The organism is Chlorogloeopsis sp. ULAP02 (assembly GCF_038404745.2).
Taxonomy (GTDB): domain Bacteria; phylum Cyanobacteriota; class Cyanobacteriia; order Cyanobacteriales; family Nostocaceae; genus Chlorogloeopsis.
Map to the genome: position 1 here is coordinate 1 of NZ_JAYKTT020000035.1, position 12622 is coordinate 12622.

The 12622-nt window shown below is 42.1% G+C and carries 11 protein-coding genes; 9 read left to right on the plus strand and 2 right to left on the minus strand.

Annotated features, from left to right (window positions below):
- Positions 1-198: 198 nt before the first annotated feature.
- Positions 199-1638, minus strand: a complete 1440-nt coding sequence (locus U2718_RS14370) for an LCP family protein (RefSeq protein ID WP_341999941.1) — start codon at positions 1636-1638, stop codon at positions 199-201.
- Between the two features lie 113 nt (positions 1639-1751).
- Between U2718_RS14370 and U2718_RS14375 the strand changes: the two genes are divergently transcribed.
- From U2718_RS14375 to U2718_RS14395, 5 genes are all read left to right on the plus strand, one after another.
- Positions 1752-2816 carry a mannose-1-phosphate guanylyltransferase gene (locus tag U2718_RS14375; protein ID WP_341999942.1) on the plus strand — a complete coding sequence of 355 codons (1065 nt, stop codon included), beginning with the start codon at positions 1752-1754 and terminating at the stop codon, positions 2814-2816.
- Positions 2817-3011: 195 nt separating this feature from the next.
- The gene (yidD, locus tag U2718_RS14380; RefSeq protein ID WP_341999944.1) at positions 3012-3302 is read left to right on the plus strand and encodes a membrane protein insertion efficiency factor YidD; all 291 of its coding nucleotides are present in this window, start codon (positions 3012-3014) and stop codon (positions 3300-3302) included.
- A 47-nt stretch (positions 3303-3349) separates the two neighbouring features.
- On the plus strand, positions 3350-4996 hold the full coding sequence (locus tag U2718_RS14385) for an AarF/ABC1/UbiB kinase family protein (protein ID WP_341999946.1): 1647 nt from the start codon (positions 3350-3352) through the stop codon (positions 4994-4996).
- A gap of 59 nt (positions 4997-5055) precedes the next feature.
- On the plus strand, positions 5056-6042 hold the full coding sequence (locus tag U2718_RS14390; RefSeq protein WP_341999948.1) for an ATP-binding cassette domain-containing protein: 987 nt from the start codon (positions 5056-5058) through the stop codon (positions 6040-6042).
- A 179-nt stretch (positions 6043-6221) separates the two neighbouring features.
- Positions 6222-7010 carry an ABC transporter permease gene (locus tag U2718_RS14395; RefSeq protein WP_341999950.1) on the plus strand — a complete coding sequence of 263 codons (789 nt, stop codon included), beginning with the start codon at positions 6222-6224 and terminating at the stop codon, positions 7008-7010.
- 71 nt (positions 7011-7081) lie between these two features.
- On the opposite strand, the gene glmM is transcribed toward U2718_RS14395, so the two are convergent.
- Positions 7082-8548 (minus strand): phosphoglucosamine mutase, encoded by a 1467-nt coding sequence (glmM, locus tag U2718_RS14400; RefSeq protein WP_341999952.1) that lies wholly within the window; start codon positions 8546-8548, stop codon positions 7082-7084.
- A 674-nt stretch (positions 8549-9222) separates the two neighbouring features.
- On the opposite strand from glmM, the gene U2718_RS14405 reads away from it, so the two are divergent.
- From U2718_RS14405 to U2718_RS14420, 4 genes are all read left to right on the plus strand, one after another.
- On the plus strand, positions 9223-9936 hold the full coding sequence (locus tag U2718_RS14405; protein WP_341999954.1) for a heme oxygenase (biliverdin-producing): 714 nt from the start codon (positions 9223-9225) through the stop codon (positions 9934-9936).
- A gap of 397 nt (positions 9937-10333) precedes the next feature.
- Positions 10334-11374 (plus strand): cobalamin biosynthesis protein CobW, encoded by a 1041-nt coding sequence (gene cobW / locus U2718_RS14410; protein WP_341999956.1) that lies wholly within the window; start codon positions 10334-10336, stop codon positions 11372-11374.
- 357 nt (positions 11375-11731) lie between these two features.
- The gene (locus U2718_RS14415) at positions 11732-12205 is read left to right on the plus strand and encodes an ABA4-like family protein (protein ID WP_341999957.1); all 474 of its coding nucleotides are present in this window, start codon (positions 11732-11734) and stop codon (positions 12203-12205) included.
- Between the two features lie 93 nt (positions 12206-12298).
- Positions 12299-12622: a hypothetical protein gene (locus U2718_RS14420; protein ID WP_341999959.1), complete on the plus strand. Its 324-nt coding sequence runs from the start codon at positions 12299-12301 to the stop codon at positions 12620-12622.

Genomic DNA, 12622 nt, shown 5'->3' on the forward strand with positions numbered 1-12622 from the left:
AGGGAGCCAGTGCGGTGGTGAGCCAGCGTGTTGGGCAGCTTCTTGTAGGGTAGCGACTGGCGTCAATTAGCGTGCGGGTTTTGTTGATTATCTTTACGTTCAAACCGAGAATTTATCTTCTAAACCCGTCTGTACAGTAGTTAGTAGTTAGTTTTTAACCACTAACCACTAGCCACTATCCACTAACCAATTAACAAACTACTCTTTCCAATCCTTCCCAATCCGAATGGTGAGTTCTGATTCCAAATCGCCTGTTGCTGACACCTCAACATTACCCAAGCCTAGAATTTCTTGCAGTTTTTCTGCTGCTTTACGGTTACCTTTTTGCGCGATTATTTTAGTCTCACTGTGGCGATCAGGTAAATCTGGGACAGCATAAATTTTTGTGAAACCTTTTTGTTTAAGAGAGTTAATAACTTTTTCTGTTAGCTGGGGTTGATTGGAAGAATTTTGAATAGCAATTTTTAGGCTAGTTACAGGTCGCGCATCTGACTTGAGACCACCTATAATCACTCCAGTATAATTAGTCAGTAAGTCAATTCTTCCAGACAGATCTAGCCAATAGCTATCGGGATCTGCACTTAAACGGCTAAAAATACCTGGCAAGATAGTCATTTGGAAATTCTCCCTCTCTAAGTTGAGAGTAAAATTGACTATTGCCATCATTTCCTCACCTTTCAAGTTAGTGTCAAAGTACTTGCCCATAATCCGCACTAATTGGGGCAATCTGGGTAAAACAGTAGGGCTAAAGAGACGTTCGCGCAAACCCATCATTAAAGCTTGCTGTCGCTGTACTCTTGGTAAATCCCCTGTATTGGCTTCGCGGAAACGGATAAACTGTTCTGCTTGTTCACCGTTGAGAGTTTGCCAGCCGCTGACTAAGTTAATTGAAAATTTACCAGCAGAGTCTCTATATTCCATTGCTTTAGGAACAAATACCTCTACTCCACCGAGTTGATCTACTAACTGCCGTAAACCACTAGTAGAAATACGGATATAACGGTCTATAGGCGCATTGCTTAGGGTGCGACTGACAACTCGTGCTGCTAGTACCGATCCTCCTTGGGCATTTGCTTCGGATACTTTATTTAATCCCTTAGATTCTGGAATTGCTATCATTGTGTCTTTGGGGATTGAAAGTACCCGCATTGTTTTGTCGTCAGGGTTGAGCCTGAGGAGTAGCATGGTATCGCTTTTACCAGCAAAACTTTCTGGTGAGCCGTCAACAGTGCCAGGAACTGGTTCGATACCCATCACTAAAATATTCATCGGGCGTATGAGCTTGTATTGGGAGATATTACTCCAGATTTCACCAGGTAATGGCATTTTCTCAGCATCTGGATTATCCATGCCCAATTCTTCATCTGTTCTATCTATATCACTCCACAATGGAGTCCAAAGCGCCAAGGTTGATACCAACAGCCCTGATAAAGTAATTCCAACAACTATTGTCAATAGCCAAAAAAGCCACCGAGGCATAGCTAAACCCAACCTTTGGTAAAGCTGGCTAGGAATAGAACCCACAGACTCTACTAAGTTAGAAGAAACTTCTACTTTTTGTTGCGCATTTACCTTAACAGGTGGCTGCACTCGTTGAAATTTAATTTTATTTTTTAATCGTTCTGCTTGTTTAACCACAACTTTCTCCCCACTCAACCACTCCCTGGATGTAATGTTAATGCTAACGACAAATCTTGCTAGTTAAAAACACCACTGTAAACTTGTAATATTCTTGAATTTTCTATGACAATATGACTAGATCATTGTTCCCTGTAATTCTTGCCGGTGGAAAGGGTGAGCGTTTTTGGCCTTTAAGCCGCCAAAACCGTCCCAAGCAATTTTTAGATTTGGATGGTAGTGGTAGAAGTCTCCTACAAGGAACCGCTGATCGGCTGCTACCACTTGCAGGCGATTGGGACAACTTGTGGGTAATAACTTCTAGTCAGATAGCTCAAGGAGTTAAAGAACAACTGCCTCAACTCCCACCTGATAACTTATTAATTGAGTTACAAGGACGAGACACCGCCGCTGCTGTTGCTTGGACAAGCTTAGAAATCAAAAAGCGTTACGGAGATGACGCTATTGTTGGCTTTTTCCCCGCCGATCACTGGATTGCTGAACAAGAAGCTTTTGCAAACACATTATATGCAGCAACTCAACTAGCGGCAAACACAGCAGCGATTGTCACATTGGGGATCAAACCTGCCTTTCCATCAACTGGTTACGGCTATATAGAACAAGGCGAAAAAATTAGTTGCTTTGATGACTTGCCAGCTTATCACGTTAACCGTTTTACTGAAAAGCCTAACCGTCAAACGGCAGAAAAGTTTCTGTCTACGGGACGCTTTAGCTGGAATAGCGGGATGTTTATCTTTCGGGTGGGTGTTGTTCTCAAGGAACTGCATATCCACGCTCCGGATATTATTGAGCCGTTGGAAAAACATGGCCCTGATATCTATCCTCATCTCCCTAAGATGAGTATAGACTATGCTCTAATGGAAAAGACAGGTCTAGCATACGTGATTCCGGTGGAATTTGGTTGGGATGATTTAGGTGACTGGAATGCGATCGAGCGTTTATTGAAAAAAGAAGAGACTACAAATGTAGAATTAGGAACTCATGTAGGATTAGATACCAAAGGAGCAATTATTTACAATAGCGATCCCAATGATGTAGTTGTTACTATTGGCTTGGAAGATGTAGTAGTTGTGCGCGATCGCAATGTAACTTTGATTGTAAAAAAAGACCGCACCCAACAAATCAAACAAATCCTCAAAATTCTCCAAAGCGATCCCCGATTTACAGAAATACTTTGAAGGGGATAGGGAACAGGGGACAGGGGACAAGTGACAAGGAGTTGAGGGAGTTGAGGGAGGTGAGGAAGTAATAAGAGTCAATTCTTCCCTATCTCCCCCTCTCCCCATCCTCTTCTTAGCCCCTAACCCTTGACAGAGGCTGAAAAGACAAATTTTCCGATATAAATTGAGTGTTGGATATTTTGTCTCCTAATTATGGAAATTACCTACTTTGAGCCTTTTGCCAAGAAAACAGCAATCAACTCTATTAGTGTTTATCAACATTATATTTCTCCGTACAAAGGATTTTCCTGCCCTCATCGCCTATTAAATGGTGGGGATTCCTGCTCTCAATACGTTAAAAGAATGCTGATTGAGCAAAGTTTAGTAGAAGCCGTACAATCATCTTTACAAAGATTTAAAGATTGCGCTCACGCCAGCAAAATTATTACAACTAGAAACTCTGGTGGCGGATGTATTATCATCCCTTGCTGTATACCTCTTTAATTAATTTCTTCGCGTTTCCTGCATCGTAATGGCAGTTCGTTAAAATTATGTTCCTCACCCAAACTGTTCCCCGTCAACGAGAAATCATTGAAGTTTTATTCCGCAATGGCTGGGACTATATGCGAAGGTTGCTCACTGGCGGTAAACCGGATGAACCTCAATTACCCACACCTGCGGTTTTGAAAAATATCTTGGTAGATTTGGGGCCTGTTTATGTTAAGCTTGGCCAGTTAATGTCTACCCGCCCAGACTTACTCAGCGCGTCTTATATCGAGGAACTATCAACGCTGCAAGATGAAGTACCGCCTGTTCCTTGGTCAGAAATAGAAGTTATCATCCGCAAACAATTAAAACAGCCTTTAGAGGAAACTTTTGCAACTATTAATCCCGTGCCAGTGGCAGCTGGCTCGATTGCTCAAACACATAGAGCCACACTCAAAGACGGACGGGAAGTTGCGCTAAAAGTTCAACGTCCAGGAATAGATATCATTGTTAACCAAGATATTGCTTTGATTCAAGGTATTGCTGATTTGGTGGCACGTACCGACTTTGGACAAACTTACGAAATCAAATCTATAGCCGAAGAATTTACTAAAGCCCTAGAAGCTGAGTTAGATTTTACGCGAGAAGCTAGTTATACCGATCAATTACGACGTAATTTATCTCAAGGTCGTTGGTTTGATCCTAATCAGGTAGTAGTTGCAGAAATTTACTGGGATGTGACTACTCCCAAGTTGATGGTAATGGAATGGTTGGACGGTGTACCACTATTGTCAGCTAATTTTGACAATGACCAAAATGGTAAAAGTCCTGCTGTAGAACGTCAAAAAGTTACTACTCTGTTATTTCGTGCTTTTTTCCAACAGCTTTATATAGATGGTTTCTTTCATGCCGATCCGCATCCAGGGAATTTGTTTTATCTCAAAGATGGGCGGGTGGCTTTAATTGACTGTGGCATGATGGGAAGGCTCGATCCGCGCACGCAAAGGATATTGACAGAGATGTTACTGGCAATTGTCGATTTAGATGCCCAACGCTGTGCTCAGTTAACTTTGCAGCTTTCAGATTCTGCCCAACCAGTGATTTTATCTCGCTTAGAAAATGACTATGACCGAATGCTGCGCAAGTATTACAACTTGAGCTTGTCTCAAATGAATTTTAGCCAGATTATTTACGAGCTGCTACAAGTTGCCCGCAATAATAAAATTCGCTTGCCTAGCAACATGGGCTTATATGCTAAGACTCTGGCTAATTTAGAGGGAGTCGCGCGAGCGTTCAATCCAGAGGTTAACTTTATAGATGAAGTTCAACCATTGTTGACAGACTTATTCCGTCGCCAGTTGTTTGGGGAAGCTCCTGTGCGATCGCTTCTGAGAACAGCACTAGATCTTAAAAGTTTGTCTTTACAATCTCCCCGACATATTGAATTGCTTTTAGATAGAGTTACATCCGAAACATTGCAGTGGAATTTATCTTTACGCGGACTAGATGGATTGCGCCGTACAGCAGACGATGCTGCCAATCGGCTTTCTTTTAGCATCCTAGTAGGTTCATTGATTATGGGTGCAGCAATTATTTCTAGTAATGCACGTACAGCCCAACTATCTTTTTTAAGCAACGTGTTATTTGCTACTGCTAGTTTATTAGGATTGTGGTTGATTATCAGTATTCTGCGATCGGGTCGTTTACGTTAAAAAACCTTCTGCCACCTGCCGTCTGCCTCCTGCCTTCTATTTAACTACTAACAAAGTATATGCCGATTATCGAGGCTCAAAATCTGAGCAAAGTTTATCCTGTAGCTGTTAAAGAACCAGGCATAATTGGAACAATTACCCACTTTTTTCGTCGTACCTATCGCGAAATTAAAGCGGTTCAGGATGTCTCCTTTGAAATTGCAGCGGGTGAAGTAGTAGGCTTTTTAGGACCAAATGGTGCAGGTAAAACTACTACACTCAAAATGCTCACAGGATTGGTTCATCCTTCTAGTGGCAAAGTCAGAGTAGCTGGTTATGTTCCCTTTCGTCGTCAAGAAGCGTTTTTGCAGAAGATTACCTTAGTTATGGGGCAAAAACAACAGTTGCTTTGGGACTTGCCAGCAATGGATTCTTTGAGGATTAATGCTGCTGTGTACAATATCTCAGATCGTGAGTTCCGTCAGCGAGTGGGAGAATTAACTGAGATGCTGTCCTTAGAAGGCAAGCTTTCCCAGCCTGTGCGGAAGTTATCTTTGGGCGAACGGATGAAAGCAGAGCTTCTAGCAGCACTATTGCACCATCCCAAAGTGTTATTTTTAGATGAACCCACTTTAGGATTGGATGTTAACGCTCAAGTGGGGGTACGTGATTTCTTACGCGAATACAATCAGCGCTATCAGGCAACCGTGTTACTAACTAGCCATTACATGGCTGATATCACAGCTTTATGCGAACGAGTACTATTAATTCATCGAGGAAATTTGATGTACGACGGTAGTTTGGATGGATTACTAGAAAGGTTTGCACCTTATCGAGAAGTTCATATAGAGTTAGCTCATCCTCTACCCAAAGAAAAACTCATGCTTTATGGTGACGTGCAAAAGCTAGATGGGCGGATGGTATGTTTTATGGTACAGCAAGAAGAGTTAACACGTACTGTATCGCGAATTTTAGTTGAGTTAGAGGTCACTGATTTAAAAGTGACTGAACCGCCTGTAGAAGAAGTAATTGGGCGAGTATTTTTAGAGGGAGTGGTTAGTAGATAGTGGTTAGTGGTTAAAAACTACCTACAAACTACTAATGTACAGATGCTTCAAACACCGCGTCTCTACCTACTACCTAATGTAGGGGGAGTTACGAAGATAAATTATCAGTTTTAGCGGCAATGTTATCAGCAAAACCCGCCCCTACTAACTACTAACTACTATCAACCAACAACCAGATCATGAAGCGCCTCTTTAGAACAGCTTGGACATTACTTTCTGTTTACTATGCTTACATGGTGGAGTATCGAGCAGAACTTATTTTATGGGTTTTGTCTGGTTCTTTGCCAATTATCTTAATGGGAGTTTGGACGCAGGCAGCCCAAGGTGGAAATTTTGGTTTAACACCCGTAGATTTTGCTCGTTATTTTTTAGCAGTTTTCCTTGTTAGGCAATTGACAGTTGTTTGGGCAATCTGGGATGTTGAAAAGGAAGTGATAGAAGGCAAGCTTTCTAATCGATTATTACAACCACTCGATCCAGTCTGGCATCATGTTGCATCTCATCTAGGTGAAAGAGGTGCTCGTATACCCTTTACGTTCCTGTTAATTGGATTATTTTTTCTACTGTATCCTCAAGCTTTTTGGTTACCGAGTTTAGGAGAAATTTGTCTGTTTCTCCTGGCGGGGGTATTGGCTTTTATTTTACGCTTTGTAATTCAGTATACGTTTGCTTTATTTGCTTTTTGGACAGAAAGAGCTAGCGCCATAGAAAATTTTTGGTTTTTGTTTTATTTGTTTTTATCTGGTATGATTGCCCCTTTAGATGTTTTCCCCGAATCAGTAAGAACAGTAGTACTTTTCACACCTTTTCCCTATTTGATTGATTTTCCTGCAAGTATTTTGGTGGGACTACCTGTAAATATGACACGGGGATTTTTAGCAACATTAGGCTGGATTTTACTATTTTTAGTTTTGAATCGCTGGCTGTGGCGGCAAGGATTAAAGCAATATTCGGGAATGGGAGCGTGAAAGAGGACACGGGGACACGGAGATAAGGGGACACGGGGAAAATTTCTCTCTCCGCGTCTTCCCTTACCTGCTCAAGCTGCTAGATGTTGCTGAACTTGCAGCACAAGTTCATTTGTCCAGTAATTAACTAGTTCGGCTGCTTCTGCTTCTACCATGACTCGGATCACTGGTTCTGTGCCAGAGGCACGGACTAATATCCTGCCTGCATTACCCATTCCTGCTTCAGCACGAGCGATCGCTTCTTGTAGAGGTTGGCATTCTTTCCATCCTAGACGTTTGTTGCGGTCTTCTACACGCACGTTCCGCAACATTTGAGGATATGTTTGAAAGCTCTGATCAACCATTTCTGTGAGGGGAACACCAGCTTGCTGTACCAAAGTTGCTAAATGCAAAGCTGTTAGTAAACCATCTCCAGTAATACCATAGTGCCGACATAAAATATGCCCAGATTGTTCCCCACCCAGCATTCCTCCTCTGGAGTGCATTTCTGCTTGGACGTATTGATCTCCAACTGCTGTGCGAATTAGCTTACCACCAATTTTTTCCCACGCTCTTTCAAAGCCTAAGTTAGCCATGACTGTGGAAACAATGAGATTATTTGGTAGTTCTTGTTTTTGTTGCAGGTAACGTCCCCACAGGTAAAGGATGTAATCACCATTTACTTGTCTTCCGCTATGATCTACTGCCAAAACGCGATCGGCGTCGCCATCAAAGGCAAAACCTAAGTGAGCATTGTGTTCGCTAACTGCCGCTTGCACAATATCTAAGTGAGTAGAACCACAGTTAACATTAATGCGATCGCCATCCGCTTGGTTATGCAAGCAAATAACTTCTGCCCCTAGTGACTCAAATACCGATGGTGCTAACCCAACAGCTGCTCCCCACGCCAAATCTAAAACAATCTTCATCCCTTGAAGATTGACAGCGTGTAAAGGATGTTTTAGGGCTTCAGCATAACGCTCTACCAACTCTGGGCGCGAGTAATGCCTACCACAATTGTGACTAGTATTAGGCGATACTGTACCTCGCAATCCTACTTCAATTTCTGCCTGTAATACTTGCGATAACTTCAAACCATCAGCACCAAAAATTTTAATGCCGTTATCTTCCGGTGGGTTGTGGCTAGCAGAAATCATTACTCCGCCGATTGCATCACTAACACTGGTAAGATAGGCAACACAAGGAGTGGGGCATAAACCTAAATACCAAACTTCCAATCCTGCTGCTGTTAAGCCTGCACTTAAGGCCATTGCCAGCATATCACTAGAATTTCTAGAATCCTGTCCGACAATGATCGGGCCAATCTGGGAAGCATGAGATTGCAATACAACCCCTGCCCAATAACCAACTTGTAATGCTAGAGGTGCACTTAGTAATTCTCCAACTCGTCCGCGAATACCGTCTGTGCCAAACAAGGGAGTTGTTGGTAGCGAGATATTATTTAGTGCCAAACTGCTTGCGATCGCTTGCTGCAATCCATCTGGTTCAGAAGCAGAATTTCCACCAAAGCCTTGAGGTCGAGTTATAGATGAGACCATACGTTAAAACACTCCACACAGACACACAGGAGGATAACACTTTAAAACTTATTCAACAATTCTCTATGGGTAGGTTTTATCACGATAGTCCTATTAGCTTTTCTTTGCTTAAAATTGATTTAAGTAAAGGTTTTTTAAGAATAGTGCTCAAAGTCGGGACTGGGAATTGGGAAGAAGAGGGGCTACGGTGTACACAAAAAAATCGGTAGTTTTGTAGGGGTTATGTTGTCACATAGCGCAACGCACTATTCCATATCGGTGCGTTGAACTACCGTCAATAACACATCCTACAAGGGCTGGAAACTGGTAATTAGAGACTATTTTGGTTACCAGGCTCTTTATCTCCCTTCGGGTACGCAGTCGCCAGTGGAGGAGGACAGTCCGTTGTAAACCCTACCAAGAGCACTGTCTCACCATGTCCTCGTGTGCCATTGTCCTCTCCCCAGTCGCCGACGTAAAAAAATTTTAGCCACTCACAACAAAACTTTAAGTTGTGGAATTTGGCTCTGTGTAAGTGATTGGACTGCCTTGGCGAATCCTACAAAACTTAGTAGCTTAAAAATATTTAATAAAATTTCTCATCAAATAGCTCTACTGTAACGTTTTAGTGGCTTTTGTAGCCGTTAGTAAATCGATACTCCGGCAGTTGACTTTTTAAAGTTGAGAAATTTAGCATGAGCAGCAATTTAGCAACCAAATTGCGTGTAGGCACTAAAAAAGCCCACACGATGGCAGAAAATGTTGGTTTTGTCAAGTGCTTTTTAAAAGGAGTAGTAGAGAAAAACTCCTACCGCAAGCTCGTTGCCAACCTCTACTTTGTGTATTCCGTCATGGAAGAGGAAATGGAAAAGCACAAAGATCATCCTCTAGTTTCTAAAATTAATTTTCGAGAACTATACAGACAGCGCAGTTTAGAAAAAGACCTTAGCTATTACTACGGTGGCAACTGGCGGGAACAAATCCAATTATCGCCCGCTGGGGAAGCATACGTACAGCGTATTCGAGAAGTCTCTGAAAAAGAACCAGAATTATTAATTGCTCATTCTTACACCCGCTACCTTGGGGACTTATCTGGCGGACAAATTCTCAAAGGCATTGCTCAAACCGCAATGAACCTAAGCGGAGATGGAACCGCCTTCTATGAATTTGAAGACATTTCTGACGAAAAAGCATTCAAAACCAAATACCGTCAGGCTTTAGATGAACTGCCCATTGACGATGCTACTAGCGATCGCATTGTCAATGAAGCCAACGCCGCCTTTAGCATGAACATGAACATGTTCCAGGAATTGGAAGGCAATTTGATTAAGGCGATCGGACAAATGCTGTTCAATACCCTGACTCGCCGTCGTACACGTGGCAGCACAGAATTGGCTACTGCCGAGTAAACCATAAAATCATATAAGCCAATATTTTCTAAATTGTAGGGGCAGCGCCCCTGGGATTGTCCTAATCAAACAGGGCTTTCTTAGGGATGTTGCCCCTATAGTCTTAGTTTCTTTAGAACTGACAAGTTTTGATAAGGGGCAGCTTACGCACGAGTTATCGAAATAATAAACTACAGAGGCGCAGGGGACACGAGTCAAGAGGATTTTATAGGGATTTTGCGTAAGCTCTAAGGGATTTAAGGTTATGGGGGAATTACATTGATACTCACAGGTTTATACGCAGCATTGACGAGTTAACTTTACTTTGTGCGTAAGTGCTGATTCCCAATCTACCCACTATGGGGCAAAATGCAAAAAGGCTCAATTCATGGCTTGTGTGCAAAATTTTAATTAAACAATGGCTGCAAAAATTCCTGTCACCGTTATTACTGGGTTCTTAGGTAGTGGTAAAACTACCCTGATTCGTCACCTACTCCAAAACAATCAAGGACGCCGTATTGCTGTTCTGGTTAATGAATTTGGCGAACTTGGCATAGATGGAGAATTGTTGAAATCGTGTCAAATTTGCCCAGAAGATGATGATGGTATAGATAATATATTTGAATTAACAAATGGCTGCTTGTGCTGTACTGTACAGGAGGAGTTTTTGCCGACGATGCAGCAATTACTAAAGCGGCGAGATCATATTGATTGCATTCTAATAGAAACCTCTGGTTTAGCCTTACCAAAACCACTAGTAACGGCTTTTCGCTGGCCAGAAATTCGTTCTGGTGCTACAGTTAATGCTGTAATTACAGTGGTAGATTGTGCAGCAGTAGCAGCAGGAACATTTGCCGACGATCCGGAAGCAGTAGAAGTACAAAGGCAAGCAGATGATAGTTTAGAACACGAAACCCCTTTACAAGAACTGTTTGCAGATCAACTTACCTGTGCAGATTTAGTAATTTTAAATAAAACTGATTTGGTGGATGAACAAACAAAAGCAAAAGTTGAGGAGTTAGTTAAACAAGAGTTGCCCAGGGTTGTAAAGATTGTAGAGAGTTCTAAAGGTCAACTCGATCCATCCATATTGTTAGGATTCCAAGCCGCAGTTGAAGACAATTTAGATACCCGTCCCAGTCATCATGTTACTGAAGAAGAACATGATCACGATGAAGAAATCATCTCAACTTACCTAATTTTAGATCGGGATTTTGACCCCCAAAAGCTGCAACAACAGTTACAAGTACTAGTAAAACAACAAGAAATTTACCGAATTAAAGGCTTTGTTGCTGTACCTAACAAACCCATGCGTTTAGTAATGCAAGGGGTAGGAAGTCGCTTTGAACAATTTTACGATCGCCCTTGGCGACCTCAGGAGATACGGCAAACCCGTTTAGTTTTTATTGGCAAAGAACTAAATTCGTCTGAGATTGAATCGCAGCTTGTGGCATTATAAGCTATCTAGTCATTGGTCATTTGTCATTGGTAGGGGCGGGTTTTGTTGATTATCTTGCCGTTCAAACTGATAATTTATCTTCTAAACCTGCACGGCAGTCGCTACAACGCGCTTAACCCGACGCCAGTTGACGCCAGGTGCTACAACGCGGGAAACCCGCGCAACGCACTGGCTCCTTTATGCCGGGGAACCCGTCCACCCTTCGGGTTCAGCAGTCCCCCATCGCCGGAAACCGCCAAGACGGGGGCTGCTTCACCGCACTGGCTCCGCAACGCGCTGCCTCCCGTACTGGTTAGTGGTTAGTAGTTAGTGATTTATTACTCTCCTTGTCTCCTTGTCCCCTTGTCTCCATTTTCTATGAACATCACTCAACTGTTCAACATTGCCAATGTTTTCGTTTTACCCTTTTGGGCTTTGATGATTTTCTTGCCTAAATGGAAAGTTACCAAACAGGTAATGGAATCCTATATTCCTTTTGTACCTTTAGCAGCAGCATATTTGTATTTGTTCATTAGCAGTATTACTCCAGAAAATGCCCAAGCTCTTTCAAATCCTCAATTAGCAGATATTGCTAAATTTTTTGCCGATGAGAAAGCTGCGGCTACAGGTTGGATTCATTTTCTAGTTATGGATTTATTTGTCGGGCGCTACATTTATTTGCAAGGACAAAAAACAGGAGTTTTTACAATTCACTCATTAGCACTCTGTTTATTTGCTGGCCCGTTAGGATTACTCTCTCACATCTTTACCTACTGGATTGCTAAGAAATTTTTCCTAGCTTCTGAAAGTGAAATAGAGGAGGTTGAACCAAAAACAGTGTCGTCTACATGAGATGCAAGTTAACTTTAAGTGTGGGTGCTTTTTAATCAACTCTAAGTCATTAATCCTACAGAATAACTATTTCAATTTCTCAATTTACATACTATGCATCAACCAACTAAAGAAGAGTTATTGAAGGCAATGAAACTTATGGTTGGCTCAAGAAATTGGGCAGGATATTTACATTTTAGAAGGTTGCTAAAGTTACACTATCCTAGCGGTTTTAACGGTGAATTGCGGCAAATGTTTTGCTCTCTATCCGATGACGACAAACTTGCATATTGTAACTATTTTAACGATCCTCCAGAGTCGATGGACAAGCAGCAAAAAAAACTAAAGAAGAAGGCCAAGGCAGCAGAACTAAAAGAGAGGCAGATAGGTATATACCAACCTAAATTAGCTACTTCACCTAGAAAACAATCAAATTAA